Consider the following 26,154-nt stretch of genomic DNA (forward strand, 5'->3'; position numbering starts at 1 on the left):
ACTGACGCTATTCATTGGATCACCTCGTCCACCGATGACAACAAGGAGTCCACCATGCGTTATCGCCTGCTCGGCGCATTAATGGCGTTCAGCGCCCTCGCTCAAGCCGAAATCCAGACCCAGGAAATTCCCTATACCGCCGCAGACGGAACCCGCCTGGTGGGGTATTACGCCTACGACGATGCCATCGAAGGCAAACGCCCAGGCATCGTGGTCGTCCACGAGTGGTGGGGACTCAATGACTATGCCAAACGTCGCGCTCGCGATCTCGCCGAACTCGGTTACAGCGCACTGGCCATCGATATGTATGGCGAAGGCAGGAATACCGAACATCCCAAGGATGCCATGAGCTTCATGCAGGCCGCCCTGGCCGATGCCGATGCCGCCAAGGGGCGCTTCAATGCAGGGCTGGACCTGCTCAAGCAACAGCAGCAGACAGACGCCGAGAAACTCGCAGCGGTTGGTTACTGCTTCGGTGGCAAGGTGGTGCTGGATATGGCGCGCCAGGGCGTACCGCTCCAGGGCGTGGTCAGCTTCCACGGTGCCCTGGCAACGCAAACACGCGCCGCGCCGGGAAGCGTCAAGGCCCGCGTGCTGGTCGAGCATGGCAGCGCAGACAGCATGGTCAGCGCGCAGGACGTCGCCGCCTTGAGCGCCGAAATGGTCACGGCGGGTGCCGACTACCGTTTGGTCAGCCTTCCGGGCGCCAAACACGGCTTTACCAATCCCGGGGCCGACAAATTCCAGGAAAAAGGTGTCGACGTCGCCTACGACAAAGCGGCCGACCAACGCTCCTGGCAGGACATGCAGCAATTCCTCGACGAGACCTTCACCGATTTACCCCAATAATCGGGACGATCACGGCTGGTCGTGCCAGCTGTGATCTCAGGGTCCGGCGGGTTCGTCACGCCGCCCGACAATGGCTGACCGCGCACCTCGCCGAGTGCGCGGCGGCATGCCCCCTGCCTTATCCCAGCGCAGCCTCGCGGCCCCTGCCGTGCTAGCATTGCCGCCCACCGCTATTCCCCATTATCCAATCGATCGCGAGTCATGGCCGAACACGATTTCCGTTACACCCTGCTCAACCCCGGACATACATTGACCGAATGCCGCGCGCTTGCACCGGGCCGCTACCAGGTTACCGGCAATGGCGGCAACGTCCGCACCGGCGACGTGCTGATCGTCACGCTGAAGGGCAGCCGGGACCTCTACCAGCGTCTGACGGTCGACAAGGTCCGTCACCTGATAAACCCGCCGGGGCAGTGGATGGCCGTCGCGAACGGGCCGGTATTCCGGGAGCTGGCGATCATCAACTGGCAGGTCGACTGCGACGCGTGCGGTAAACAGCTCGATTTCGAATTCGCCGTGGACGCCGCCAAGGGCGAAGCCGCCCGTGTCCCCGCTGCGCAGGCGCGGATTGCCGAGTTAGGCTGGCAGAACGACGCCGACCGGCACCTATGCCCCGCATGCCAGGAGGGCAAGCAATGACCAGATTCATATTGGCCAGCCTCGCCGCGTTGTCCGTCGCAGGCTGTTCGGTCGAACCGCTCACCCTTCAGCACGACGTCACGTACATCGCCGAGTGGATTGGCGAGGAACCCGTGGTGGGTCGCAATCCCGTGTCGCTGACCTTTAGCGAAGACCGTGCCTATGGCAACGCCGGTTGCAACCACTGGTTTGCCCATTACCAGCTCGACGGCCAACGGATCCGCTTCAGCGAAGTGGGCAGCACCCGCAAGATGTGCGCCGAACACATCATGGAGCAGGAGCAGCGTTTCCTGGAGCTGCTCTCGCGGGTGGAGCGATGGGACGTCTCCCGGATCGATCAGTTGCGCTTCTGGCCCGCAGAGGGTGCCGCGCTGCGCGTGTGGCCGGAACAGAACTGAGCTGCGCCAAAGCTGGGCACCTCGCCCGTTACACGCACTCGGAGCAGGCGGAGCATCTCGCCGTAAACGGGCGCCCTGCACGCCCGTTCTGTTCCGAGCCGCGACCACGGCGCTGATCGGCCACTTTGCTAAAAATCCCCATCTCGCTGGAACCCGCACTGCCACTGGCTCGCAGGCGTGTCCGGCCGAGCCCTGGAGCCTGCATTGGCAGCGACATCACCGCTCACGCTAGCGATTTCCAGAAACTGGCACGGCGCATGCAATTGCCTGCATAACGGTTTCGGGGACCCTGGTACAGGCAGGCCAGGGATTCCCTCTTTTACACGGCAGAAGGGCCGCTCAGTCAGCGGCCCTTCACATTTCCAGCGGCAGATCGGCGTACCCAAGAAGGATTGGCTCCAGCCTGCCGGCGCGGCTCCTAGAACAACCGCAACTGTTCGTAGCCGCTACGCAGGTCGATCAGGCGAACCCCAACGCCGATCAGCCGCACCGGACGCGCACCACGGGCGAACGCGCCCGCGAGGAGGTCGGCATAATCGGCCAACTCCAGGCCTGCCCCCGCCTGTTCGAGGGTTGTCTGGGTGAAGTCGTGGAATTTCAATTTGACGAACGGTTTGCCCGGTCGATAGCCGCTGTCGAGTCGCGCCATCCTGACGGCGAGCGCGTCGAGTAGCTCCGGTAAACGTTCGAGACAGGCTGCCAGATCCGGCAGGTCGCGATCGTAGGTGTTCTCGACACTGACGGATTGGCGACGGCTCTCGACCTGGACCTGACGCTCGTCGATCCCATGCGCCAGCCCCCACAGCCTTTCCCCGAACGAGCCGAAGTCACGGACCAGGTCCAGGCGCTTCCATCCGCGCAGGTCAGCGCAGGTATGAATGCCCTGCCGTTTCAGCTTCTCGGCGGTAACCCGCCCGACGCCGTGCAGCTTGGTGACCGGCAGCGACAGTACGAAGTCATCGACCTGATCCGGCGTGATCACAAAAAGACCGTCAGGCTTGTTCCAATCGCTGGCGATCTTGGCAAGAAACTTGTTGGGCGCAACGCCCGCCGACACCGTGATACGTAGCTGTTGCCAGACTCGACGACGAATATCCTGTGCAATACGAGTGGCACTGCCGGCGAAATGCTCGCAGGTGCTCACGTCCAGATAGGCCTCGTCCAGGGAAAGCGGCTCGATCAGATCGGTGTAGGTCCGGAATATCCCGTGGATTTCTTGAGAAGCTTCCTTGTAGGCCTCCATCCGTGGCCGCAGGATCAGCAGTTCCGGGCAGAGCTTCAATGCATGCCCTGAGGCCATGGCCGAACGAACGCCATAGGCACGCGCTTCATAGTTGCAGGTGGCGATGACTCCACGGCGCTCGGCAAGCCCGCCTACGGCGATGGGTCTGTTCGCGAGACTGGGGTCGTCACGCATCTCGATGGCGGCATAGAAGCAGTCGCAATCGACGTGAATGATTTTTCTTTGCTTGGTAAGGTGCTGATCTTTCAATGGTTTCATCGAACTATTCGGATTTGATACCCGCTTCGATACCCGCTTTAGATTCGATGGGAACCATCCGAGCACTGCTCATTCATACCGGACGGGTCGCATTACTATACAGCGCAAAGAACTTTTTATTGAGCTCGGCTCAGCCCGACACTTCACTTTTCGGTTCGGTTATAGACGCTTGCTTGAGGCGCTAACGAAAAGAGTTATGGATATCCGGGCGAGCCTTCAGAGCAAGGCCATCACTGCCAGTGACTGGCCGAGAAGCGCATCGTCTCTTTCGACGAAATCCGCATGACCAGCGCCGCTGTCGTGATATTTCGCGCCGTGAGCGAGGTTTATTTCTCGCTCGGCGGATCGTAAGAAAGAGATCCGCTGTGTTCTTAAGCCCCCACGGTTCCACTGGTCGCTGACCGTTACGACGAAATCCGGCCGCCTTCAGGCAGAACCCCAAGGATTGAATGCCCGACGAACGGTCGATATCGTCAAATTGACATATCGGTAAATTTCGATATTATCGCGTCATGGAACTGATCGACGCATTCAAGGCCCTCTCGAACCCGACACGCCTCAAGATTTTGAAAGGCTTGAAGGATCCCTCGAAGAACTTCCCCCCACAGGATGAAGGGGACGTTCATACGGTGGGCGTTTGCGTCAGCAGTATTCAGGAAGGCGTCGGGCTTTCTCAGTCTACGGTGTCCGATTACCTGGCAACGCTGCAACGGGTGGGTCTGGTCGAAGTCCGTCGTATCGGGCAGTGGACCTACTACAAGCGCAATGAAGCCAACATCCGTGCGCTTGCCGAGCTGATAGGCAAGGAGCTGTAATTTTTTCATTCATGATATCTGCAAATCGCGATATCCCTTTCTTACCCGACAAGGAACCCACAGCACACTGAGGCAGTAGCGAAAATCCGCTTATTTTTCTCCGACGATATATCGATAATTCCCTATATCCCTTTTTACCGAAACAAGGACTTACCCATGAAAGCACAAATACTGAAAACGTTTGGCGGCCCGGAATCGTTCGAACTGCGTGACGTCCCCAAGCCCGTACCGCAGGCAGGACAACTACTGGTCCGTGTCCATGCCACCTCCATCAACCCGCTGGATTTCCAGGTCCGCCGTGGCGACTACACCGACTACGTGCCCCTGTCGAGCATTACCGGGCATGACGTTTCCGGTGTCGTCGAAGCCGTCGGCCAAGGTGTGACGAGCTTCGTGCCCGGCGACGAAGTCTGGTACACCCCGCAAATTTTCGACGGCCCCGGCAGCTATGCCGAGTACCACGTGGCAGCCGAAAGCATCGTCGGCAAGAAACCTGCCTCGCTGAGCCATCTTGAAGCGGCCACCATGACCCTGGTTGGCGGGACCGCGTGGGAAGCGCTGGTCGTGCGTGCGGCGCTCCGTGTGGGCGAAAGCATCCTGGTGCACGGCGGCGCAGGCGGCGTCGGCCACGTGGCGATCCAGCTGGCAAAGGCCATCGGCGCCAAAGTGTTCACCACCGTGCGCGAAGCGAACTTCGAGTTCGCACAGGAACTGGGTGCCGACGTGGTTATCGACTACGAGCAAGAGGATTACGTCAACGCCATCCTGCGCGAAACCGATGGCCGTGGCGTCGATGTGGTGTTCGACACCATCGGCGGCAACACCCTGTCGCGCAGCCCCCACGCCCTCGCACAGCTGGGCCGCGTGGTCTCCATCGTGGACATCGCCCAGCCGCAAAACGTCATTCAGGCCTGGGGCAAGAACGCCAGTTACCACTTCGTGTTCACCCGGCAGAACCGCGGCAAGCTCGATGAGCTGAGCGCATTGATCGAGCGCGGCCAGCTGCGACCACACATTGGCGCGGTCTTTTCACTTGCCGACATTCCGCGAGCGCATGCATTGCTGGAGACCCCCAACAACGGTCTTCGCGGAAAAATCGCAATTGCCGTCGAGCCCTCGCTCATCCCGTAAGCACAGGCTCAACCGCTCACGTCACGCTGGAGAAAAACCATGATTTACGAGATCGCTGTGCTCCCCGTTCACCAGGAACGCGTCGAGCGTTTCAAACGTGCATTTGCCGAGGTCGAACCGTTGCTCAAACGCGCAACGGGCTATGGCGGCCACCTGCTCGCGCAAGGCATCGAAACGCCCCAGGTCCTCAACCTCATCGTGCGCTGGCGCTCGCTCACGGACCACAAGGACTTCGAAGCGGGTAAAGACCATCAGGTGTTCATGAACGCTCTAGAGGACTACTTCTCGGAAGAACCGACGGTCTACCACATCGAAGGCGCACCGTTTACGTTCGCAGAACACAACGTTCAGAGCAGCTTCTTTGACCAGGCATAGCCCACGTCTCAGCAAGTTGTCGCCGGTAAACACCTGTTCGTTGCGAGACCCATTCAGGCGTGATGTCGCCCCATCACGATTTGACCTGACAGCCCTTGTTTGAGCCCTATGGCTGCCAGGTCAAATCCAGCTACTCAGAGCGCCGACCTAATTGCGACATCCGTGCGCGCTCTTATCGAGCGCGCAGAAATACCGGGCAGACCGTGCGCAGCAGCGCCGGACGGTAGCTCAGTGCCATGGCCGTTGCTACGGCGGCAACCGGCAACAGGGTGAACCAGACCAGCACCGCCATGGACGGATGGTCGGCCTTGAAGCAGCACAGCACCGATACCGACAGCGCCAGCCAGCCCAGGGTACGCAGGTAGCCCGGGGCGACCTCGTCTGCGCAGAACACCTGGCGCCAGTGCGCCGGCAGGGACAGCGCCAGCCAACTGGTCGCCAGCCCCATGCAGGCGGCCGCCGCCAGCAACCACAGACCTGCGTTACTCATAGGCCACCCCACCGATCCGGGCGTTGTCCGTGACCTCAACGGGCCTTGCCAGACGGCGGGCCGTTAGTAGCGCTACCAGCGCACAGGTCAGCAGGCTCAGATCGACGCCGGCCACCGCCCAGTAAGGGTCAAGCAGCATCGTCTTGAGCAGGTGGTCACCCGTGGTGATCCAGTTGAGCAGTACCGCAGCGACACAGAGCAGCGCCACCACACAGCATTGCTCGCGCCAGGCCGGGTTGTGCCGCGCTTGGGCCACTGGCGCACTACGCCACAGCGCATGCAGCAGACTCAGCAGCCAGGCACCCCAGAACACCCACTTTTCCCATTCGCCACGGCCGGGCATGGCCTCAGGCAGCAGCCGGTTGGCCGCCAGCATGCTAACCGCTGCCAGCAGCATGCCGATAACCGTGGTGACCGCCATGGCGTCAACCAACCGACAACCCTGCAACCCGCGTAGGGCGTGCTCCTGCTTGCGTTTCTCGACAAAGAACACAAAGCCGGTGGCGATGCACATACAGCCCAGCAGACCGCCCGCCACGTACAGCCAGCGCAGGGCCCAGTGTTCGAAGTGCTGCAGGTGCAAGCCAGTCAGGAACTGGTTGACAGCGCCAATCGGATCACTCGCCGGGTCCTCACGCAGCAGCTCGCCGGTACTAGCCTTGAAGTGGATGCCCTCCCCGACCAGCGCTACACGATCACTGCCGGCGCGGTAGATGCTGACGTAGCCGTTGGCATCATTCAGATGCTCGATAGTCAGCAGGCCGACCTCTCCCGGCATGTCGCGCGCAGCCCAGATACGCTTCGCCTCGGCCACCATGGCATCGACGGAGGCCATCTGCGCCGGCACACCGGCCTCATCATGGGGCAAGCCGGTATGCGCCGCCTCGATCACCTCATGCCGATCATGCAGCGATTTGAGCAAGGTTCCGGAGACCGGGAAGTAATAAATCGACGCAAAGATCACCAGCCCGGTGAAGGCAAAAAAGAAGTGAAACGGCAACGCCACCACGCCGCTCATGTTATGCAGGTCCAGCGCGCTGCGCTGGGTCCGCTTGCGCGGACGGAAGGTGAAGAACTCCTTGAAGATCTTGCGGTGCATGATCACCCCGGTGACCAGAGCGACCAGCATCACCAGCGCGGCCAGCCCCACCACGAAGATACCCAGATTTTTCCAGTTCAGTTGCAGGCTGTAGTGCATCGGATAGAACCAGCTGCTACCGATCTTCAGTTGGTCATCGGGGAGCACCTCACCGCTGCGGGGGTCAATGGTCGCCCAGCCATGCACGTGCAGATGATCATCCGCTGGGTCCTTTGGCTGGTTGGGGATACCAAACTCGCCACCAATGCTCAGCACCGGGTCACGGTGGGTGGTGTAGGCATAGAGCGAGACCATGGGCATTGTCTCCGGCGCCGGCAGGTCGCCGATTACCCGCCCGGCGGTAGCCGCCATATCCACCGGATGCGGTTTGAGATCGGCAAATACGTGCTGCAGCAGGTTGTCGTAGGACGGCATAGGCTGCGGCTCGAAGCGCGTATCGGGAATCGCCCAACGATCGATCTCGCGGTCGAACACCGACAGCGCACCGAAAAAGAAGACGACCATTAGCACGAAGCCCAGCACCAAACCGAACCAGGTGTGTACCCAGGCCATGGATTGGCGAAAATTGTTCAGCATGGCTCTGCTCCTATCCGATGATCATGCGCTGCAGCTGCCAGGCAGCAGCCAGCATCAGGACGCTGCCCAGCGCCAGTACCAGCCAGACCCGCCACAGACTGGCTGCGGCAAAGGTCCAGAGAAACAGCGCGAGATACAGTATAAAGGCCAGTATCATCATCGCCTGCTCGGCGGCATGGTACTCGACCCCAACTCCATTCAGCGCCGCCACACCCAGAGCCACCACGCCCCACACGAAGGCATAGCAGCCAAAGATCGCGGCCAGGACACGGGAAACCACCGCAGCAGGAGACATGACTGACAGGCTCACCAGGTGTAACTCAGCTTGGCGGTGAGTTCTCGGCCCGGATTGTAGTAATCCGCAGTACCGGAACCCACAACATGCTGCTCATCCAACAGATTGCTGACATTGACCGCTAGATCCGTACCCGGAGCAATCTGGTAATTGAAGGCGGCATCAAACAAGGTCGTCGCCTCGCTCTCGCCGGTATCATTGAAGTTGCTGAAGTGGTAGCTACCTACATAACGGGCGCCCAAGCCGACGCTGACATTCGTGCCCGGCACACTGTAATAACTCCATAGCGAAGCCGAGTGCTTGGGTGCGGAGACGAACTCGTTGCCCTCGATTGATACAACCCCTACGCCCCATACATTCAGTGCCCCGCGAAGCACTTCGGTGTCCATATAGGAGTAGCTGCCGATCAGACTCAGGTTCTCGGTCAGCTCGGCCTTGGCCTCAAGATCCAGACCGCGTACCCGCTGCTCGCCAACGGTCTGCTGTTCAATGACACCATTCGGCTGCACGACGGCGGTGGCGACGTCATCCTGGGTCAGCTCGTAGATGGCGGCCGAGAACAGCGCATTTATCGCCACCGGGGAATACTTCACGCCCAGCTCATACTGGTTGCCCCGCTCCGGGGTGACGCCGACCTCAGGGGGAGAAACGGACTCCACCATGCTGACATAGGCAGATACCTCGTCATTGACGACATAGGTCAACGCGCCGCGGAAAGAGTTTTCCGAGAAGCGGTCCGAAGACCGGGTCCCGGAAAGGTGGTCGGTTTCGGAAACGTCCATGGAATCATGGCGCATGCCAAGCGTGAGAATGACACGCTCGTAGAACGACAGGTTCTGCTGCAGGAACAGGGACTTGATAGTGCTGTCCTGATCCTTGTCCTGGTAGACGATGGCGGGCGAAACGCCTCGGTATACCGGACGGGTAACGTCTATGGGATCGGCAGAGCCATATACCGACACATTTTCGGAAGACGCATCGAGGTATTCCACCCCCACAATGGTGCTGCTATCGATATTCTCGAAGCGCGCATCGTACTGCAGCATCAGATTGCCGTTGAACTGCTCAGCATCACCATCAGAACCCAGGTAGCCGCGATCGACCAACGGACCGGTGCGCCCAGCAACGTCATTGATATAGACATAGCCGTACTCATCACTCAGGTCGCTGTGACGCAGGTTGCTGCGCAACGTGAAACCGTTGTCGAAATCATGGCTGAAGCTGCCGCTGATATTGGTGCGCTCGACATCGTGGAAGTTGTAACTCGGCTCACCGAAGAAAGTGTCGCGATCATATTCCCGGTCTTTCGGGTAACCGCCACTGTTGGGTGTACTGTCCCGGCGCAGATGATCCACTATCAACGTGGCCGAGGTGAAGGCGGTCGGCTCCCAGGTCAGGCCACCCATGACGAACCCGTTGTTGTCCTGAGAGTGATCGTACTCACGCTCGCCGTCCTGCATCTTGCCGGTGAAACGGTAGGCCAGCGTGTCACTGCCGTTCAGCGCATCGCCCACGTCCACGCCCGCTTCTTTATGGTCAAAGGAGCCGTAAGTGACGTATCCCTGACGAATGCGCTCGAAACGCGGCTGCTTGCTGACAAAGTTGACCGAGCCGCCTGGGTCTGCCGGACCAAACAGGGTGGAGTTGGCACCACGTAGCACTTCAATGCGCTCATAGGCAAAGGGCTCCTCGCGTACGCCGCGCATCGAACCCAGGGTCAGGCCGTCCCGGTAGGTGGTGGCCTGGAAACCGCGAATCTGGAAGTAATCGTTGCGATCGTCGGTACCGTAATAATCGGTGATCACGCCAGGCGTGTACTGCAGTACCTCTTCGGTGGTGCTGGCGCTGCGCTGCTCTATTTCTTTCTGAGTAATGACCGAAACCGAGGCCGGGGTATCGAGGAGACTGGTTGCGACCTTGCCACCTACCCATAGCTCCTTGGCAACCACCGAATTGGCATCATCATCAGCCGCCACCTTGGCGTTGACGATAATGGGCGCGAGGCGAAATGGCTCGTCACTCGCGGTGGTCTCCTGTGCGAGGCTGCTAAGGGGCACAGCAGCCAGCGGGGCGCAAAACAGGAGCGCACCGGTTGTGCGTTGCCAGGGCGTGCGGGCGGGAATCAGCCGAGTCCTAGTGTCAGTCATGCTCAATACCTATCCTTTGGATCAGTCAGAAATGCACCACGCTCTCTGCTGGCATGGATTGAATGTATAAAGGGTGTTGCGGACGGAAGTATAAAGTAAAAAACATAAATAACGATAATCGTTCTCACATGAGACACGGAAATTTACGCACAGGCTCTCTCGATTAGCGCAGAATGATGCCCGCTGGCGTAGCGTGACCGATTGATGTTGCGGAAGTGGCTGTAAAAACCTAGCCATAGCAAGACCTTGGCCAAGCTCGCCAACTTCGCGCGAAACGCTGGCGGCGAGAAACCGGGGGCAGTGGTGGACATCACCAACCCACAGCGCCGGGAAAAGCTGCTGAAGGCCGTGTCGGTAAACGAAGTTGGGGGTAGGTCGGCGTCCACCGAACACCTCGACGGCTCAATACAGCCGTGAGCACGTTGGCAGCGATTACATTGGCCGGTTGCGTTTCCAGACACTGGATAGCCATGTTCCCGCTACTCTGCCAGCTACGTTCGAGTAAACAACCTAGGTGATTTCGGCTCGCGAAGGCTGCCCAAGAGACTGCCTAAGCGGGCCATTTCAGCAGAAATCTGCCGCTCATCCCGGCTGGCGCAATGTCCGCTTCTGGCCGCTAGCAGCCTTTTGCCGCTCCTCTTCCTACCCTCTTGCCGTCGGCGACTCGGGTCGCCAGATAGCAGCCCCTCCCCTAGCTACACCGCACGACCCACAGCTGATCCAGCCGTGTCGTAAAGCTCTGGCTCATCATCTCTCGCCGCATGCCCCAGCCGGCGCCGTGGTTACGCGGCCTGGCCGGGGGTGATGCGGCCCGATTTCGCGTTGATTGCATCGAGCACGCCCGTAACGCGCTCAGAGGCGGCGGGCTGGGTTTTGGCGAAGAGGTCGCCGGTGTACCGCACTACATGTGGCATGTGTGCGTCCGGGCGAACAAATCCTGTCGATATCGAGTCGGAATCAGAGAGGTCGATCATCATTTTCACTCGCGGAGATTGCTTATGAAAATCCTACCCCTGGCCGCTGCGGTGCTTGCCAGCCTTGTCGCCACCGGCGCAACGGCCAACCCGCAAGACAAGCATGACGGCACCCACGGAGCTGCCGGAGACACTCACGGTAGCGCCATGAGCGAGACCCATCAGCGCGGCAACACGGCCGACGTCGGCAAGGACGGCACGACCCTGGAGCAGAAAATGAAGAAAGAAGTGCAGGACGACTGGCGTGAAGATGCCGAGGAACGCCGCGACGCCGATGCCAGCAAGCCGGAACAGCGCTGAAATCCCTGTGTCAGAGTTCGAGGGGATAAGGCTGAACCAGGGCCTTGCCATACCCCTCCACGAATTCGACCGGCATCCGCTTGGGCCGGCCGTTCGATAGCTGGATACAGACGAACGTGGTCTGGGCTCGGAGCAGGGTCGTGCCATCGGCGGGCCGGACCAACTGAAAGGTGCGTTTCATCTTCAATCGCTGATCGGATTCCACGATCCACGTCGCCAACTGCAGGCGGTCACCCTGATAGGCCGCAGCCAGGTAGTCGATCTCATGCCTGAGTACGGCCATGGCGCGGTCCAGCCGGCGATAGTCCTCCAGCCCCAGCCCCAGGCTCTGTGAATGCTGCCAGGCGCACCGCTCCAGCCAGGAGACGTACACGGCATTGTTGGCATGGCCCAGCTCATCGATATGCTCGGCCTCGACGGCGAAATCGATGATGAACGCGTCGGTCTGGTCCCAGATCATGCCCTGCTCCTCGCTTGCTGTACGCCGTCAAATGGCGGCGATGGCCCTATTGGAATCCAGACGCCCGGTAAATGTCACGTGCGCGGCGATCGTCTATGACGGACCATTCAGCACTCTGGATCGTTTCAGACTGATGAAGCGCACCTGGATGCGCCGCGGCAGCCCGAATCGCGGCCAAAACAAAAAGGGCCATTTCGTGAGAAATGACCCTTTGATGCCCAAAACGGGCAATAAAAATGGCGTCCCCTAGGGGACTCGAACCCCTGTTACCGCCGTGAAAGGGCGGTGTCCTAGGCCACTAGACGAAGGGGACGAAACCTTCGTACAACCATTCGCCAGAACGCAGCGAACCGTCGTGGATTGGTGGAGCTAGACGGGATCGAACCGTCGACCTCTTGCATGCCATGCAAGCGCTCTCCCAGCTGAGCTATAGCCCCGGATTTAACGTCTCCCGACTCGCAACACCGAAGCGTTGCTACTGGAATAATGGCGTCCCCTAGGGGACTCGAACCCCTGTTACCGCCGTGAAAGGGCGGTGTCCTAGGCCACTAGACGAAGGGGACGCAAAGCCCTTCAAAGGCAACCGATCGAATCGACCGGTGTGGCAATCGAGATTGGTGGAGCTAGACGGGATCGAACCGTCGACCTCTTGCATGCCATGCAAGCGCTCTCCCAGCTGAGCTATAGCCCCATCTCGAGGACGGGGCGCATATTAGGTGCGCCCCTGCACAGTGTCAACGATATTTTTGCTCGCCGCCGAAGAAATTCCGACATCAGAACAAATACTTACCGCCGACGAGTGGCTCGATTCGCCATTTCCCGCGTACCGCGCCGCGGCACAACGTGGTCAGGGCATCGCGGCGTAAAGCTTTTCCCACTCCTTCACTTCTTTTTTCGACGCACCGCCCAGCAGCTCCAGCGCCTGGCGCAGACGGAAGCGCGTCAGGTCCGGGCCAATGATCTCCATCGCATCGAGCACCGATACCGAACTCGCCTGACCGGTGATGGAGGCGAACATCAGGGGCATCACGTCGCGCAATTTCAGGTCGAGATGAGCACCGACCGCCTGGATGCATTCGGTGATGCGTTCCTTGTCCCAGTGACGCAACGCTTCGAGTTTCCACAGCGTCAGCTGCAACACCTGACGCACCTGCGTGGGCTCGAGCTTCTTGTGTTCGAACAGTGCCGGATCGAGATTCAGCGCGCCGGAGAAGAAGAAGCCGGCCAAAGGCGCAATCTGACTGAACGTCTCTACCCTGCCCTGCACGTGCGGCGCGATCTGCATCAGATACTCGGGGTTCAACGCCCACTGCTGGACCTGACTGGCAAAATCCTCGACGCTCAGCTCGCGAATCCATTGCCCGTTGAGCCAGGACAGCTTTTCGACATCGAAGATCGGCCCGCCCAGCGACACGCGGTTGATGTCGAAGTGTTCGATCATTTCGGCGAGGGTGAATTTCTCGCGCTCATCGGGCATCGACCAGCCCATGCGCCCGAGATAATTGAGCATCGCCTCGGGCATGAAGCCCATGCGCTCGTAGAAGGTCACCGACGTCGGATTCTTGCGCTTGGACAGCTTGCTCTTGTCCGGGTTGCGCAGCAGCGGCATGTAGCACAACTGCGGCTGCTCCCAGCCGAAATATTCGTAGAGCTTGATCAGCTTGGGCGCCGACGGGAGCCACTCCTCGCCACGCAGCACATGGGTAATACCCATCAGATGATCATCGACCACGTTGGCGAGGAAGTAGGTCGGCAAGCCATCGGCCTTCATCAGCACTTGCATGTCCATCCGATCCCAGCCGATCTCGACCGTGCCGCGCAGCATGTCCTGCACCTGGCAGATGCCTTCGGTCGGTACCTTCATGCGGATCACGTGGGACTCGCCCGCCGCGATGCGACGCTGCGCCTCATCGGCAGCAAGGTGCATGCAGTGGCCGTCGTAACGCGGTGTTTCCTTGTTCGCCATCTGCTCGGCGCGCACCTGATCGAGCCGTTCGGCACTGCAGAAACACGGGAACGCGTGCCCCTTGGCCACCAGTTCGTCCGAATATTTTCTGTAGATTTCACCCCGTTCGCTCTGGCGATACGGACCATGCGGCCCACCCACATCAGGACCTTCGTCCCACTCGATGCCCAGCCAGCGCAGCGCGTCATAAATCTGCTGCTCGGACTCGCGGGTCGAGCGCAACTGATCGGTGTCCTCGATGCGCAGGATGAACTGGCCGCCGTGCTGGCGAGCGAAGCACAGGTTGAACAGCGCGATATAGGCAGTGCCGACATGCGGGTCGCCAGTGGGGGATGGCGCGATACGGGTGCGAACGGTGGTCATGATGTTCTCGAATCGAAAGCACAGGGAAAACACAACGGCTGGCGATGAACGTACGCGTCCGCCGGTCAGCGCGTGTAAAGGCGCGATGTTAGCAGGCGGGCCTCTACCGGCTCCACCAGACGTCCACGGCGATGGGTAACGAGCGCACCAGAACGTCGGCGGCAAGGCGATGGGGTCGCGCTGCACGCCGCGCGCCGGTGGCAGGCCCGTCAAACCTGCAGCAGGCGCTCGCGTAGCTTGTGGATCTCGTCTCGGGTCTGCGCGGCGGCCTCGAACTCCAGGTCACGCGCATAGGCAAGCATCTTCTCTTCCAACTGACGAATCCGCTTGGTGATTTCGCTCGGCGAGCGCAGCTCGTTTTCGTACCGAGCGGCCTCCTCCGCCGCCTTCGCCTCGCCGCGGCGCTTCTTGCTGCGCGAGCCGGGCACGGTGGCTCCCTCAAGAATGTCCTGAACATCCTTGAACACGCCCTGCGGAACGATTCCATGGGCCTCGTTGAACGCGATCTGCTTGTTGCGCCGCCGCTCGGTCTCGCCGATGGCCCTCTCCATCGAGCCGGTCATGTTGTCGGCGTAGAGAATGGCCCGACCATTGAGATTACGCGCCGCGCGGCCAATGGTCTGGATCAGCGAGCGCTCCGAACGCAGGAAGCCCTCCTTGTCCGCATCGAGGATCGCGACGAGCGATACCTCCGGCATGTCCAACCCCTCACGCAGCAGGTTGATCCCGACCAGGACGTCGAACACACCCAGACGCAGGTCACGGATGATTTCGACGCGCTCGACCGTATCGATATCCGAATGCAGGTAGCGGACCCGAACCCCGTGATCGCCCAGATAATCGGTCAGGTCTTCGGCCATCCGCTTGGTCAGCGTCGTCACCAGCACCCGTTCTTCCTTGGCTACGCACTTGTTGATCTCCGACAGCAGATCGTCGACCTGCGTCAGCGCCGGCCGCACCTCGATCTGCGGATCGACCAGCCCGGTTGGACGCACCACCTGCTCGATGACGCGTCCGGAGTGTTCCGCTTCATAGGGGCCCGGTGTCGCCGAGACGAAGATGGTCTGCGGGCTGATGGCCTCCCATTCATCGAAGCGCATGGGTCGGTTATCCAGTGCCGATGGCAGGCGGAAGCCGTATTCGACCAGTGTCTCCTTGCGCGAGCGGTCGCCTTTATACATGGCGCCGACCTGCGGCACGCTGACGTGAGATTCGTCGATAACCAGCAACGCATCGGCCGGTAGGTAGTCATAAAGCGTCGGCGGCGCCTCGCCCGACGCGCGTCCCGAAAGGTAGCGCGAGTAGTTCTCGATGCCGTTGCAATAACCCAGCTCCATGATCATTTCCAGATCGAAACGGGTCCGTTGCTCCAGCCGTTGCGCCTCGACCAGCTTGTTATTGGCGCGCAGATAATCGAGACGGTCCTTGAGCTCGAGCTTGATGTTCTCGATGGCGTCCAACAGCGTGTCGCGCGGAGTCACGTAGTGGCTCTTGGGGTAGAAGGTGAAACGCGGCAATTTACGGATCACCTCGCCGGTCAGCGGATCGAACGCGGACAGGCTCTCCACCTCGTCGTCGAACAGCTCGATGCGCACCGCTTCCAGGTCCGATTCGGCGGGAAAGATATCGATGACGTCGCCGCGAACACGGAACGTGGCCCGCGCGAAATCCATGTCGTTGCGCGTGTATTGCAGCCCGGTGAGACGGCGCAGCAGCTCGCGCTGATCGAGGCGGTCGCCGCGGTCGACGTGCAACACCATCTTCAGGTACGACTGCGGATCGCCCAGACCGTAGATGCAGGACACGGTGGTGACGATGATCGCGTCCGGCCGCTCCAGCAACGCCTTGGTCGCGGACAGGCGCATCTGTTCGATGTGATCGTTGATCGACGCATCCTTCTCGATGAAGGTGTCGGACGAGGGCACGTAGGCTTCCGGCTGGTAATAATCGTAATAGGAGACGAAATACTCCACCGCATTGTTCGGGAAGAATGCCTTGAATTCCCCATACAGCTGGGCAGCCAGCGTCTTGTTCGGCGCCAGCACCAGCGTGGGCCGCTGCACATGGGCAATCACATTGGCAATGCTGAACGTCTTGCCGGAGCCCGTCACGCCCAGCAGCGTCTGGTGCGACAAGCCTGCCTCGATCCCTTCGATCATCTGCCGAATGGCTTCAGGCTGGTCACCGGCGGGCTTGAAACGCGTGACCAATTCGAACTGCGACATATCGACCTCTCATGATTGCAAGCCGCCACTCGAAAGCCGAGCGATGGGGCGTCTCCGGCAGCCTCGTATCGGGATTGCCGATCCCGGTGCCCTGTACAGACCGTACGCTGCCCTTCAATGCGGTCGGCGCACCGGATATCAAGTGCGGCACCGTTCGGCAACGCGCAATCGAGCCGGCCCGAACGACGAAAAAAACAGCCCCGCCCCATCAGAAAAACCAACCTAGCATATCGCGACGAAGGGTCAGGACCGTTATACTCTTGCCCCGTTTGCGCACCGCCCTGCGCGCGAAGCGAGGGTGTTGTTTCATTCACCTCCTTCTCTTCGAGCCTCCCCATCATGAGTTTGTTCTCCGCTGTCGAAATGGCGCCGCGCGATCCGATCCTCGGCCTCAATGAAGCCTTCAATGCCGACACGCGGCCGAACAAGGTCAACCTGGGCGTTGGTGTCTATTACAACGAAGAAGGCCGGATTCCCCTGCTGCGCGCCGTGGCAGCCGCCGAAATGGCGCGCCTGGAGCTGAATGCGCCACGCGGCTACCTGCCCATCGAGGGCATCGCCAGCTACGACATGGCCGTTCAGGGTCTGCTGTTCGGCGCAGACTCAGCGCTGGTCGCCGACGGACGCGTGGTGACCACCCAGGCCCTGGGCGGTACCGGCGCATTGAAAATCGGTGCTGATTTCCTCAAGCGCATCCTGCCCGATGCCGTGGTGGCCATCACCAACCCGAGCTGGGAAAACCACCGCGCTCTGTTCGAGTCCGCCGGCTTTGCGGTGCGCAATTACAGCTACTACGATGCGGCGAGCCATGGAATCGACCGTGCCGGAATGCTGGAAGACCTTAAGAACCTGCCGCCGCGCTCGATCGTCGTGCTGCATGCCTGCTGCCACAACCCGACCGGGGTAGACCTGCAAACCGAAGACTGGAAGCAGATTCTCGAGGTGCTGCGCGCCAACGATCACGTGCCCTTCATCGACATCGCCTACCAGGGCTTTGGCGACAGCATCGAAGAAGACGCGGCCGCCGTTCGCCTGTTCGCCGACTCAGGCATGAGCTTCTTCGTGTCCAGTTCGTTCTCCAAGTCGTTCTCGCTGTATGGCGAGCGCGTCGGCGCGCTGTCGATGGTCACCCAGAGCCGCGAGGAATCCGCGCGCGTGCTGTCGCAGATCAAACGCGTGATCCGCACCAACTACTCCAATCCGCCCACCCATGGCGCGACCGTGATCTCGGCCGTATTGAACAGCCCGGAACTGCGCGCCATGTGGGAAACCGAACTGGGCGAGATGCGCACCCGCATCCACGACATGCGCCTGAGCATGGTGCGTCAACTGGCCGAGAAAGGCGCCAGGCAAGACTTCAGCTTCGTGGCCAAGCAGCGCGGCATGTTCTCCTACTCCGGCCTCACGACGGCTCAAGTGGAACGCCTGCGCGTCGAATTCGGTGTCTACGCCATCGGCACCGGCCGTATCTGCGCAGCGGCATTGAACCGCCATAATCTGGATCATGTAACCGACGCCATCGTGCAGGTACTGTGATTCGCCAGGGCTTGACTTCCCTTTTGTAAACAGTAGGATACGCACCGCTGTTCCGCGATAGCTCAGTCGGTAGAGCAAATGACTGTTAATCATTGGGTCCCTGGTTCGAGTCCAGGTCGCGGAGCCAACTTCAAAGCCTCAGGTGAAAACCTGGGGCTTTTTTGTTGCTGCCGGACTCTCTCCAGGGACACTGTCCCAGGTTATTCGGCAAGCCTCACCCCTTCGGGGCCGCGCTAAAGCGCGTTCTGCTGCGCAGTCGAGTCCAGGTCGCGGAGCCAACTTCAAAGCCTCAGGTGAAAACCTGGGGCTTTTTTGTTGTTGCCGGACTCTCTCCAGGGACGCTGTCCCGGGTTATTCGGCAAGCCTCACCCCTTCGGGGCCGCGCTGAAGCGCGTTCTGCTGCGCAGTCGAGTCCAGGTCGCGGAGCCAACTTCAAAGCCTCAGGTGAACCTGGGGCTTTTTTGTTGCTGCCGGACTCTCTCCAGGGGCGCTGTCCCAGGTTATTCGGCAAGCCTCACCCCTTCGGGGCCGCGCTGAAGCGCGTTCTGCTGCGCAGTCGAGTCCAGGTCGCGGAGCCAAACTCAAGCCTCAGGTGAAAACCTGGGGCTTTTTGTTGCTGCCGGACTCTCTCCAGGGACACTGCCCCAGGTTATTCGGCAAGCCTCACCCCTTCGGGGCCGCGCTGAAGCGCGTTCTGCTGCGCAGTCGAGTCCAGGTCAGCCCGAAACGAAAACGCCCCGCATTGGCGGGGCGTTTTCGGTACCACTGAACGATTACTGTCCAGGGGCCTGTTCAGCAGCCTCGGGCTCGGCTTCTGCGGCAGGTGCCGCGTCGCCCTCTTCGCCCTTGATGCCCAACAGTTCCAGATCGAAGACCAGCACCGAGTTGGCCGGAATCAGCGGACTCGGGCTCTGCTCCCCGTATGCCAGCTCGCTCGGGATATACAGTTTGTATTTCTCGCCGACGTGCATCAGTTGCAGACCTTCGACCCAACCTGGAATGACACCGCCGACAGGCAGGTCGATCGGAGCGCCACGCTTGATCGAACTATCGAAGACCGTTCCGTCAGTCAGACTGCCTTCATAATGAACGGTGACGATATCGTCCGTGCCGGGCTGAGGACCCTCGGCGGCCTTGACCACTTCGTACTGCAGGCCGGATTCGGTGGTCTTGACGCCTTCACGCTTGGCGTTTTCTTCGAGGAACTTCTTGCCAGCCGCAACGGCCTCCTTGTTCATCTCGACCATGCGCTCTTCGGCACGGGTTTGCAGGTAGGCAAAGGCCTCCATCAACTCTTCATCGGTCAGCTTCTGCTCTTTCTTGCCGATCGCGTCGTCGATACCCTGCGCAACCGCGTTCGAGTCGAGATCGGCCATGCCTTCCTGAGCAAGACTCTTGCCCATGTTCAAGCCGATACCGTAGGAGGCTTTTTGCGCCGGGGTTTCCAGCTTGGCGCTGGTTTCCGAATCACAGCCCGCCAGCACCAGGCCAACCAGGGCTATTGCCGACGCCAAACGATGATGTCTCATTCTGTTTCCTTAATTACGCGTAAGAGGTGAAGCAAGATAATTGCCGGAGCTTAACAGCCACCTCAGACAGTGGCTACCGAGCACGCCACGGTAATAGGTAAAGACAATGCAAAGTGAAGAAGTGCCGCACGAAACGAATAAAGATCCGGATGATGAAATCGAGCGCAAAAAAAAAGCGACCCTAAGGTCGCTTTCTTCGTGCTATCAAGGCGTTCAGTGGTCCTTGATGGCTAATATGGCGCAGCGGACGGGACTCGAACCCGCGACCCCCGGCGTGACAGGCCGGTATTCTAACCGACTGAACTACCGCTGCGCTAAACCTCGAGTGGTGGGTGATGACGGGATCGAACCGCCGACCCTCTGCTTGTAAGGCAGATGCTCTCCCAGCTGAGCTAATCACCCGTTTGCTCTCGAAGTGGGGCGCATTCTAGAGAGGGTTCAGGACCTTGGCAAGCCCCTTTTGAAAAAAAAATTGAAGAACTTACAAAGACTTAGGATCCCCTCTGTTTATTGGCCGTTTTTGCGGTTTCCATCGGCATTGCGCCTCGGCAGGGTTGGCCTAGGTTGCCGGGACGGGAATAATGCGCCCTTTGCTTTTACCGGAGTTTTAATCGCCATGTGGTTTCGCAACCTGCTCGTTTACCGTCTCACTCAAAACGTCCCTTTCGATGTTGAGACACTTGAAGCCGCATTGGCCGCCAAGCCCGCCCGCCCCTGCGCCAGCCAGGAACTGAGCACCTACGGTTTCGTCGCACCTTTCGGCAAGGGTGCAGACGCGCCATTGGTGCATGCCAGCCAGGGCTTTCTGCTGATTTCCACACGCAAGGAAGAACGCATCCTGCCCGGCAGCGTGGTCAAGGACGCGCTGAAGGAAAAGGTCGACGAGATTGAAAACGAGCAGATGCGAAAGGTGTACAAGAAGGAGCGCGATCAGCTCAAGGACGACATCATCCAGGCCTTCCTGCCGCGCGCCTTCATTCGCAAGTCCGGCACCTTCGCCGCCATCGCGCCGGAACAGGGTCTGATCCTGGTCGACGCCTCCAGCCCCAAGCGCGCCGAAGACCTGCTTTCGACGTTGCGTGAAGCCATTGGCTCGCTGCCGGTGCGCCCGTTGACCGTGAAGATCGCGCCGTCCGCCACCATGACCGACTGGGTGAAGACGCAGAAAGCGGCAGACGATTTCTTCGTGCTCGACGAGTGCGAGCTGCGTGACACCCATGAAGACGGCGGTGTGGTGCGCTGCAAGCGCCAGGACCTCACCAGCGATGAAATCCAGCAACATCTGGAAGTCGGCAAGCAGGTCACTCAGCTTTCGCTGGGCTGGCAGGACAAGCTGTCCTTCGTACTCGACGACAAGCTGGTGATCAAGCGACTGCGTTTCGAGGAATTGCTCCAGGATCAGGCCGAACAGGACGGTGGCGACGACGACCTCGGCCAGCAGGATGCGAGCTTCCTGCTGATGATGCTGACCTTCGGTGAGTTCCTGCCGGCGCTGTTCGAAGCACTGGGCGGTGAGGAAATTCCGCAGGGCATCTAAACTGCCTCGCGCGGCGCCCGTTCCGGCTGGCGGCGCGCCCACCCTGTCATTAAGGTAAACCACCGATGCGTGCCCTCGCCGCCCTCAGCCGCTTTGTCGGCAACACCTTCGCCCTCTGGGTGCTGCTGTTCGCGATCCTCGCCTTCTTCCAGCCGAGCTGGTTTCTACCGGCCACCGCCTGGATCGTCCCCCTGCTCGGGTTGATCATGTTCGGCATGGGGCTGACCTTGAAGGCGGCGGATTTCGCCGAGGTCGCGCGGCGCCCGCTTTGGGTGGCCCTGGGCGTCGGGGCGCAATTCATGATCATGCCGGCCCTGGCGTGGCTGCTTTGCCAACTGCTGGGACTGCCAGCGGAAATCGCGGTCGGTGTGATTCTGGTCGGGTGCTGCCCTGGCGGCACCGCCTCCAACGTGATCGCCTGGTTCTCACGGGGTGACGTGGCGCTTTCAGTGGCGATCACCGCAGTGACCACGTTGCTCGCGCCACTGGTGACCCCGGCCCTGATCTGGCTGTTGGCATCGGCCTGGCTGCCGGTGGATTTCGGCGCATTGTTCATGTCGATCGTGCAGATCGTTCTGCTGCCGATCGCCCTCGGCCTGGTTGCGCGGCGCTTGCTGGGCAGCCGTGTGCACCAGGTGGTCGAAGTGCTTCCCCTGGTCTCGGTGGTCAGCATCGTGATCATCGTCGCGGCGGTGGTTGCGGCCAGTCAGGCAAGGATCGCCGAGTCGGGCCTGTTGATCATGGCCGTGGTGGTGCTGCACAACAGCCTGGGGCTTGGCATCGGCTACTTTGTCGGGCGCGTGTTCGGGCTGCCACTCGCGCAGCGAAAGACATTGTCGATCGAAGTCGGCATGCAGAACTCGGGACTGGGCGCGGCCCTCGCCAGCGCCCACTTTTCGCCGCTCGCGGCGGTGCCCAGCGCGCTGTTCAGCGTCTGGCACAACCTTTCCGGCGCGCTGCTGGCAACCGTCTATCGGCGCATGAAGGACACCAGCCGAGACGACGGCTGACCTCGCCGTCCATTGGTCCGGTGCACTTGCCCGGACCTTTTCGCTGTGCACAATAGCCCGCTCTGGGGACGACCCCAGACCGCTTGGAACACCTGGGGACGGCCCCGCCTTCTTTCCGTCCCATCGAGGTGTCCATGTCCTGGATCGTTCTTTTTCTTGCCGGCCTGTTCGAAATCGGGTGGGCCATCGGCCTGAAATTCACCGAGGGCTTCAGCCGCCCGATACCTACCGCACTGACCATTCTGGCGATGCTGATCAGCGTTGCGCTGCTCGGCCTGGCCATGAAGCAATTGCCACTCGGGACCGCCTACGCGATCTGGACCGGTATCGGCGCCGTGGGCACGGTGATCGCCGGCATTATCCTCTTTGGGGAAACGCTCAGCCTGCTGCGTGTGGGCAGCGTGCTGCTGATCTGTATCGGCCTGGCAGGGCTGAAACTCAGCCATTGAGCCCGCGAGGAGGCGGTCGGCACCGTCGATCGCCTCCTCGCTTCGCCCTGCCGCATCGCCACCGCCCCGCGCGCGCCATAAATCCGTCAGCATGCAAGCCAAGCGACACTTATTTGTCACGAGCCACTCCTAGACTCGGCTAAGTTCCAGGACTGACCATGCAGTAACGGCGGCGAAACCCGCTCGCCGCCGCAGCCAGGAGCGTCCGCATCCCACATCCATGGAGAGACGACATGTTCAAGTGCAAGCCCCTCGCAGCCGCCATCATCGCAGTCCTGGCCACCCAGGCAAACGCCGACCAGCACAGCGCCGAGCAGCACCAGTCCGGTGCCGACAATATTGCTCAAGTGACCCAGACCGGCGGCCAGGACAACCTGTCCTATCAATCTCAGATCGGCGCCAGCAACGACGCGAGGGTAAGCCAGCAGCAGGCAACGTCATCGGACGCCGTTCAGACCCAGACCGGCAATGCGAACCTGGCAGATATCGAGCAGAACGCCAGCGGGCAGAGCGAAGCGATCCAGCTGCAGCAGGGCGACAACCACGACGCCCGCATCGTCCAGAACGACGCGTTTGGCAGCAGCGCCCGCCAGTACCAGGACGGCGGTTACAACAGCGCCATCACTGAGCAGACCGCATCCGATCTGAGTGCGGCAGTGACCGAGCAGGACGGCAACGACAACTACGCCGAAACCATTCAGAGCGGCACCGAGTCCAGCCTCGCCGAGCAGCGGCAGGTCGGCGACGACAACGTCTCGCTGGTATGGCAGGAAGGCGGCGCGCGCAACGACGGGCTCGTCGAGCAGCGTGGCAACGGCAACGATGCGACGCTCTATCAGGTGAACGCCTACGATTCGGGCGTCGAGATCGTCCAACAAGGCGACCTGCAGGTCGCATCGGTGATGCAAGCGGGTTCGCGGCACACCGCCGACATCCAGTCCACGGGCCTGATGAACGAGGCGTACATCGACCAGAGCGGCAGCCTGCAAACCGCCTCGATCCACCAGGTCGGCACGTCCAACAGCGCTGATATTTTCCAGGATGGCGAAGCCAACAGCGCGCACGCCGCGCAGGACGGCAGCCACAATTACGTCACGCTCGACCAGCTTGACGGCAGCTTCCAGACCGCTTCGCTCCAGCAAGCCGGCGAGTACAACCAGGCCTACGTCACGCAACGGGGCGGCCATCACGCTCTGGCGTTCGCCCAGGACGGTGCGGACAACCTGCTCACCGCCGAACAGCGCGGCAATGGCAACGAGCTGACCGGCTCCAGCCATGGCGACAACAATCGGCTGGACCTGATGCAGGACGGCGACCTCAACGTGGCCGATATCCAGCAGATCTACGGCTCCGATAACGACGTCAGCCTGATCCAGACTGGCGAAGGGCATCTGGCGCAGGTCCTGCAGGGCGGCATCGCCAACCAGGCGATGCTCGACCAGAGCGGTATCGCCAACTCCGCCGTGGTCTCGCAGATGGGCTCGGGGAACATGGCGATCATCACCCAGCAGTAACGCCGTACGGGCAGTCAGCCGCCTGGCTGGCTGCCCTCTAGCGACTACGCGCCGGATTGCCCATGACCGTGGCACCCGCTGGCACGTCACGCGTCACTACACTGCCCGCGCCGACGAGGGCGTTGTCGCCGATGGTCACGCCCGGCAGGATGATCGCGCCACCGCCGATCCACACGTGCTCACCAATGACTACAGGACGACCAAACTCGAGACCGCTGCGGCGCTGCTCCGCCTCGCGAGGATGGTCCGCCGCGTAGATCTGTACGGCCGGTCCTATCTGCGTGCCGGCACCGATGCGCACCTCGACTACGTCCAGGATCACGCAATTGAAGTTGAGGAACACCTCGTCGCCCAGGTGAATGTTGTAGCCGTAATCACAGTGAAACGGCGGCCGCACGACCGCGTTACGGCCCACGCTCCCCAACAGCTGCGCCAGCAATTCCCGCCGCGCCGTCGGCGTTTCAGCGAGCGCGGCGTTATAACGCGCCATCCACGCCTTGGCCGCGGCGTGATCGGCCTGCAGTTGGGGGTCGCCCGGTTGGTACAACTCACCGGCAAGCATTTTTTCTTTCTCACTCATGGGCATGGCCTGACTCCATCGAATAATCCGCACCCGTCATTCGACCGGACGGCGGCGCGAACCGCTCGCTAGGATGTCGTACCGATGAGCCAGAGGCGAAAGCGCGAGGCGAACTCCGGCACCGATGTGAAAATCCAGCCGGCCACCAGCACATTGAGCATCGCCACGGCGAGAAACAGCTGCGGTATCGACAACCCGACGACCGTGAGCAGCACGATGGCGAAGATCGCCGAGCCCACCATGAACAGCGCATTGAGGATATTGTTCGCCGCCACCACCCTGGAGCGTTCCTCCAGCGCGGTGCGCGACTGGATCAGCGCGTACAACGGGACAATATAGAGCCCGCCGAAGGTGCCCAGCGCCATGATGTCGACCAGCACCCACCAGGCACCAGGCTCAGCCAGCAACGCCACCCAGTCGCGGGTCCCGCCGACCTGCGGTACGCCGGTGGCGTGCCACCACAGCAGGACGCCGAACAAGGTCAGGCCGAGCGAGCCCAGCGGCACCAGCCCCATTTCCACGCGGTGGCGCGATAGCCGCTCGCAGAGCATCGAGCCCAGCGCAATGCCAATGGAGAACACCGCCAGGATCAACGTGACCACGCCTTCGTCGCCGTGTAGCAAGTCACGGGAAAACGCGGGAATCTGCGTCAGGTACACCGCACCGAGAAACCAGAACCAGGAATTGCCGACCATGGCCCGGGAGACGGCACGCTCCTGCCCCAGCCCCAACCGCATGATCTGCAGCGACTGACGCAGCAGGTTCCAGTCCAGACGCAGGCCCGGCAGTGCCGCCGACGACGGTGGAATCGCCCGGCTGGCCAGAAAGCCGATCAGCGCCAGCAGCACGACGGCCAGCGACACCCACAAGGCATAGTCGGCGTAGCCCATCAGAACCCCCGCTGCGATGGTGCCGCCGAGAATGGCCAGAAACGTGCCCATCTCCACCAGCGCATTCCCGCCGACCAGCTCATCGGTGCGCAATTGCTGCGGCAAAATCGAGTATTTCACCGGCCCGAACAGCGCCGACTGGGTGCCCATGCAGAACAGCACGGCCAGCAGCAACGGAAGATTGCCCAGCCACATCCCCGCTGCACCGGCCAACATGATCAGAATTTCGGCGAACTTGATCCGGCGAATCAGCCAGGCCTTCTCGTACTTTTCGCCAAACTGCCCGCCGAGCGCGGAGAACAGGAAGAACGGCAGGATGAACAACAGTGCACAGAGATTCACCAGCAAACTGACGTCGGCGGTGGTGCCGAGTCGGTAAAGGATCGCCAGCACCAGCGCCTGCTTGAACACGTTGTCGTTGAAAGCGCCGAGCAACTGCGTCAGGAAGAACGGCAGGAAGCGCCGTGTACCGAGCAGGCGGAACTGGGAATGCTGCGTCATTGCCG

The 26,154-nt window shown here is 61.0% G+C and carries 23 protein-coding genes, 7 tRNA genes and 1 pseudogene; 13 read left to right on the plus strand and 18 right to left on the minus strand.

Features of this window, described 5'->3' with window-relative positions; translation table 11 throughout:
- Positions 1–54: 54 nt before the first annotated feature.
- The 3 genes from GQA94_RS17830 (at position 55) to GQA94_RS17840 (ending at position 1,886) form a co-directional block, all read left to right on the plus strand.
- Positions 55–849 carry a dienelactone hydrolase family protein gene (locus GQA94_RS17830; protein WP_158189266.1) on the plus strand — a complete coding sequence of 265 codons (795 nt, stop codon included), beginning with the start codon at positions 55–57 and terminating at the stop codon, positions 847–849.
- A 201-nt stretch (positions 850–1,050) separates the two neighbouring features.
- Positions 1,051–1,488 (plus strand): hypothetical protein, encoded by a 438-nt coding sequence (locus GQA94_RS17835; RefSeq protein ID WP_158189267.1) that lies wholly within the window; start codon positions 1,051–1,053, stop codon positions 1,486–1,488.
- Positions 1,485–1,886 carry an META domain-containing protein gene (locus GQA94_RS17840; RefSeq protein WP_158189268.1) on the plus strand — a complete coding sequence of 134 codons (402 nt, stop codon included), beginning with the start codon at positions 1,485–1,487 and terminating at the stop codon, positions 1,884–1,886. Before GQA94_RS17835 ends, GQA94_RS17840 begins: the two co-directional genes overlap by 4 nt.
- 418 nt (positions 1,887–2,304) lie before the next feature.
- Here the strand turns inward: GQA94_RS17840 and dinB are convergent, their stop codons facing one another.
- Complete coding sequence (gene dinB, locus GQA94_RS17845) at positions 2,305–3,387, minus strand: DNA polymerase IV (protein WP_158189269.1); 1,083 nt, start codon at positions 3,385–3,387, stop codon at positions 2,305–2,307.
- 512 nt (positions 3,388–3,899) lie between these two features.
- Here dinB and GQA94_RS17850 point away from each other — a divergent pair.
- The 3 genes from GQA94_RS17850 (at position 3,900) to GQA94_RS17860 (ending at position 5,708) form a co-directional block, all read left to right on the plus strand.
- On the plus strand, positions 3,900–4,202 hold the full coding sequence (locus tag GQA94_RS17850; protein WP_158189270.1) for an ArsR/SmtB family transcription factor: 303 nt from the start codon (positions 3,900–3,902) through the stop codon (positions 4,200–4,202).
- 156 nt (positions 4,203–4,358) lie between these two features.
- Positions 4,359–5,333 carry a zinc-dependent alcohol dehydrogenase family protein gene (locus tag GQA94_RS17855; protein ID WP_158189271.1) on the plus strand — a complete coding sequence of 325 codons (975 nt, stop codon included), beginning with the start codon at positions 4,359–4,361 and terminating at the stop codon, positions 5,331–5,333.
- A gap of 39 nt (positions 5,334–5,372) precedes the next feature.
- Positions 5,373–5,708 (plus strand): antibiotic biosynthesis monooxygenase family protein, encoded by a 336-nt coding sequence (locus GQA94_RS17860; RefSeq protein ID WP_158189272.1) that lies wholly within the window; start codon positions 5,373–5,375, stop codon positions 5,706–5,708.
- Positions 5,709–5,880: 172 nt separating this feature from the next.
- On the opposite strand, the gene GQA94_RS17865 is transcribed toward GQA94_RS17860, so the two are convergent.
- From GQA94_RS17865 to GQA94_RS17885, 5 genes and pseudogenes are all read right to left on the minus strand, one after another.
- Complete coding sequence (locus GQA94_RS17865; RefSeq protein ID WP_158189273.1) at positions 5,881–6,198, minus strand: DUF3325 family protein; 318 nt, start codon at positions 6,196–6,198, stop codon at positions 5,881–5,883.
- Complete coding sequence (locus tag GQA94_RS17870) at positions 6,191–7,873, minus strand: PepSY-associated TM helix domain-containing protein (protein WP_158189274.1); 1,683 nt, start codon at positions 7,871–7,873, stop codon at positions 6,191–6,193. Before GQA94_RS17870 ends, GQA94_RS17865 begins: the two co-directional genes overlap by 8 nt.
- A gap of 10 nt (positions 7,874–7,883) precedes the next feature.
- A complete protein-coding gene (locus GQA94_RS17875; protein ID WP_199270062.1) occupies positions 7,884–8,183 on the minus strand; it encodes a DUF3649 domain-containing protein in 300 nt (99 codons plus the stop codon).
- On the minus strand, positions 8,180–10,315 hold the full coding sequence (locus tag GQA94_RS17880; RefSeq protein WP_158189275.1) for a TonB-dependent siderophore receptor: 2,136 nt from the start codon (positions 10,313–10,315) through the stop codon (positions 8,180–8,182). Before GQA94_RS17880 ends, GQA94_RS17875 begins: the two co-directional genes overlap by 4 nt.
- 691 nt (positions 10,316–11,006) lie before the next feature.
- A pseudogene (locus tag GQA94_RS17885) lies at positions 11,007–11,211 on the minus strand (DUF4113 domain-containing protein); the annotation flags it as partial.
- A 102-nt stretch (positions 11,212–11,313) separates the two neighbouring features.
- Between GQA94_RS17885 and GQA94_RS17890 the strand changes: the two are divergent.
- Entirely contained in the window at positions 11,314–11,589 is a 276-nt protein-coding gene (locus GQA94_RS17890) for a hypothetical protein (RefSeq protein ID WP_158189276.1), read from the plus strand.
- A gap of 10 nt (positions 11,590–11,599) precedes the next feature.
- Here GQA94_RS17890 and GQA94_RS17895 read toward each other — a convergent pair whose 3' ends face one another.
- From GQA94_RS17895 to uvrB, 7 genes are all read right to left on the minus strand, one after another.
- Complete coding sequence (locus GQA94_RS17895) at positions 11,600–12,049, minus strand: acyl-CoA thioesterase (protein ID WP_158189277.1); 450 nt, start codon at positions 12,047–12,049, stop codon at positions 11,600–11,602.
- A 237-nt stretch (positions 12,050–12,286) separates the two neighbouring features.
- Positions 12,287–12,362 (minus strand) — tRNA-Glu (locus GQA94_RS17900).
- Positions 12,363–12,410: 48 nt separating this feature from the next.
- Positions 12,411–12,486 (minus strand) — tRNA-Ala (locus tag GQA94_RS17905).
- Positions 12,487–12,536: 50 nt separating this feature from the next.
- Positions 12,537–12,612: transfer RNA gene (locus GQA94_RS17910), tRNA-Glu, on the minus strand.
- 52 nt (positions 12,613–12,664) lie between these two features.
- Positions 12,665–12,740: transfer RNA gene (locus GQA94_RS17915), tRNA-Ala, on the minus strand.
- A gap of 156 nt (positions 12,741–12,896) precedes the next feature.
- On the minus strand, positions 12,897–14,378 hold the full coding sequence (gene gltX / locus GQA94_RS17920) for a glutamate--tRNA ligase (RefSeq protein WP_158189278.1): 1,482 nt from the start codon (positions 14,376–14,378) through the stop codon (positions 12,897–12,899).
- Positions 14,379–14,587: 209 nt separating this feature from the next.
- Positions 14,588–16,603 (minus strand): excinuclease ABC subunit UvrB, encoded by a 2,016-nt coding sequence (uvrB, locus tag GQA94_RS17925; RefSeq protein WP_158189279.1) that lies wholly within the window; start codon positions 16,601–16,603, stop codon positions 14,588–14,590.
- 339 nt (positions 16,604–16,942) lie between these two features.
- On the opposite strand from uvrB, the gene GQA94_RS17930 reads away from it, so the two are divergent.
- Entirely contained in the window at positions 16,943–18,139 is a 1,197-nt protein-coding gene (locus tag GQA94_RS17930; protein ID WP_158189280.1) for an amino acid aminotransferase, read from the plus strand.
- Positions 18,140–18,190: 51 nt separating this feature from the next.
- Positions 18,191–18,266, plus strand: a tRNA-Asn gene (locus GQA94_RS17935).
- Positions 18,267–18,912: 646 nt separating this feature from the next.
- Here GQA94_RS17935 and GQA94_RS17940 read toward each other — a convergent pair.
- The 3 genes from GQA94_RS17940 to GQA94_RS17950 form a co-directional block, all read right to left on the minus strand.
- Positions 18,913–19,668 (minus strand): FKBP-type peptidyl-prolyl cis-trans isomerase, encoded by a 756-nt coding sequence (locus GQA94_RS17940; protein ID WP_199270063.1) that lies wholly within the window; start codon positions 19,666–19,668, stop codon positions 18,913–18,915.
- Positions 19,669–19,904: 236 nt separating this feature from the next.
- Positions 19,905–19,981 (minus strand) — tRNA-Asp (locus tag GQA94_RS17945).
- Between the two features lie 13 nt (positions 19,982–19,994).
- Positions 19,995–20,070: transfer RNA gene (locus tag GQA94_RS17950), tRNA-Val, on the minus strand.
- 214 nt (positions 20,071–20,284) lie between these two features.
- Here GQA94_RS17950 and rdgC point away from each other — a divergent pair.
- The 4 genes from rdgC (at position 20,285) to GQA94_RS17970 (ending at position 24,178) form a co-directional block, all read left to right on the plus strand.
- Positions 20,285–21,205, plus strand: coding sequence for a recombination-associated protein RdgC (gene rdgC, locus GQA94_RS17955; protein WP_158189281.1), 921 nt, complete (start codon positions 20,285–20,287; stop codon positions 21,203–21,205).
- 65 nt (positions 21,206–21,270) lie between these two features.
- The gene (locus GQA94_RS17960) at positions 21,271–22,215 is read left to right on the plus strand and encodes a bile acid:sodium symporter family protein (RefSeq protein ID WP_158189282.1); all 945 of its coding nucleotides are present in this window, start codon (positions 21,271–21,273) and stop codon (positions 22,213–22,215) included.
- 134 nt (positions 22,216–22,349) lie between these two features.
- Positions 22,350–22,664: a quaternary ammonium compound efflux SMR transporter SugE gene (gene sugE, locus GQA94_RS17965; protein WP_158189283.1), complete on the plus strand. Its 315-nt coding sequence runs from the start codon at positions 22,350–22,352 to the stop codon at positions 22,662–22,664.
- A gap of 233 nt (positions 22,665–22,897) precedes the next feature.
- Entirely contained in the window at positions 22,898–24,178 is a 1,281-nt protein-coding gene (locus GQA94_RS17970) for a hypothetical protein (protein ID WP_158189284.1), read from the plus strand.
- A gap of 37 nt (positions 24,179–24,215) precedes the next feature.
- Here GQA94_RS17970 and GQA94_RS17975 read toward each other — a convergent pair whose 3' ends face one another.
- Complete coding sequence (locus tag GQA94_RS17975) at positions 24,216–24,764, minus strand: sugar O-acetyltransferase (protein WP_158189285.1); 549 nt, start codon at positions 24,762–24,764, stop codon at positions 24,216–24,218.
- 62 nt (positions 24,765–24,826) lie between these two features.
- Positions 24,827–26,149: an MFS transporter gene (locus GQA94_RS17980; RefSeq protein ID WP_158189286.1), complete on the minus strand. Its 1,323-nt coding sequence runs from the start codon at positions 26,147–26,149 to the stop codon at positions 24,827–24,829.
- Positions 26,150–26,154 lie beyond the last annotated feature (5 nt).

Origin of the sequence: Stutzerimonas stutzeri, from assembly GCF_009789555.1 — a bacterium.
GTDB classification, from domain to species: Bacteria; Pseudomonadota; Gammaproteobacteria; order Pseudomonadales; family Pseudomonadaceae; genus Stutzerimonas; species Stutzerimonas stutzeri_R.

Coding starts and splice junctions, on each gene's coding strand:
- GQA94_RS17830 (WP_158189266.1), top strand. CDS start 55: ATGCGTTATCGCCTGCTCGGCGCATTAATGGCGTTCAGCGCCCTCGCT.
- GQA94_RS17835 (WP_158189267.1), top strand. CDS start 1,051: ATGGCCGAACACGATTTCCGTTACACCCTGCTCAACCCCGGACATACA.
- GQA94_RS17840 (WP_158189268.1), top strand. CDS start 1,485: ATGACCAGATTCATATTGGCCAGCCTCGCCGCGTTGTCCGTCGCAGGC.
- dinB (WP_158189269.1), bottom strand. CDS start 3,387: ATGAAACCATTGAAAGATCAGCACCTTACCAAGCAAAGAAAAATCATT.
- GQA94_RS17850 (WP_158189270.1), top strand. CDS start 3,900: ATGGAACTGATCGACGCATTCAAGGCCCTCTCGAACCCGACACGCCTC.
- GQA94_RS17855 (WP_158189271.1), top strand. CDS start 4,359: ATGAAAGCACAAATACTGAAAACGTTTGGCGGCCCGGAATCGTTCGAA.
- GQA94_RS17860 (WP_158189272.1), top strand. CDS start 5,373: ATGATTTACGAGATCGCTGTGCTCCCCGTTCACCAGGAACGCGTCGAG.
- GQA94_RS17865 (WP_158189273.1), bottom strand. CDS start 6,198: ATGAGTAACGCAGGTCTGTGGTTGCTGGCGGCGGCCGCCTGCATGGGG.
- GQA94_RS17870 (WP_158189274.1), bottom strand. CDS start 7,873: ATGCTGAACAATTTTCGCCAATCCATGGCCTGGGTACACACCTGGTTC.
- GQA94_RS17880 (WP_158189275.1), bottom strand. CDS start 10,315: ATGACTGACACTAGGACTCGGCTGATTCCCGCCCGCACGCCCTGGCAA.
- GQA94_RS17890 (WP_158189276.1), top strand. CDS start 11,314: ATGAAAATCCTACCCCTGGCCGCTGCGGTGCTTGCCAGCCTTGTCGCC.
- GQA94_RS17895 (WP_158189277.1), bottom strand. CDS start 12,049: ATGATCTGGGACCAGACCGACGCGTTCATCATCGATTTCGCCGTCGAG.
- gltX (WP_158189278.1), bottom strand. CDS start 14,378: ATGACCACCGTTCGCACCCGTATCGCGCCATCCCCCACTGGCGACCCG.
- uvrB (WP_158189279.1), bottom strand. CDS start 16,603: ATGTCGCAGTTCGAATTGGTCACGCGTTTCAAGCCCGCCGGTGACCAG.
- GQA94_RS17930 (WP_158189280.1), top strand. CDS start 16,943: ATGAGTTTGTTCTCCGCTGTCGAAATGGCGCCGCGCGATCCGATCCTC.
- GQA94_RS17940 (WP_199270063.1), bottom strand. CDS start 19,668: ATGAGACATCATCGTTTGGCGTCGGCAATAGCCCTGGTTGGCCTGGTG.
- rdgC (WP_158189281.1), top strand. CDS start 20,285: ATGTGGTTTCGCAACCTGCTCGTTTACCGTCTCACTCAAAACGTCCCT.
- GQA94_RS17960 (WP_158189282.1), top strand. CDS start 21,271: ATGCGTGCCCTCGCCGCCCTCAGCCGCTTTGTCGGCAACACCTTCGCC.
- sugE (WP_158189283.1), top strand. CDS start 22,350: ATGTCCTGGATCGTTCTTTTTCTTGCCGGCCTGTTCGAAATCGGGTGG.
- GQA94_RS17970 (WP_158189284.1), top strand. CDS start 22,898: ATGTTCAAGTGCAAGCCCCTCGCAGCCGCCATCATCGCAGTCCTGGCC.
- GQA94_RS17975 (WP_158189285.1), bottom strand. CDS start 24,764: ATGCCCATGAGTGAGAAAGAAAAAATGCTTGCCGGTGAGTTGTACCAA.
- GQA94_RS17980 (WP_158189286.1), bottom strand. CDS start 26,149: ATGACGCAGCATTCCCAGTTCCGCCTGCTCGGTACACGGCGCTTCCTG.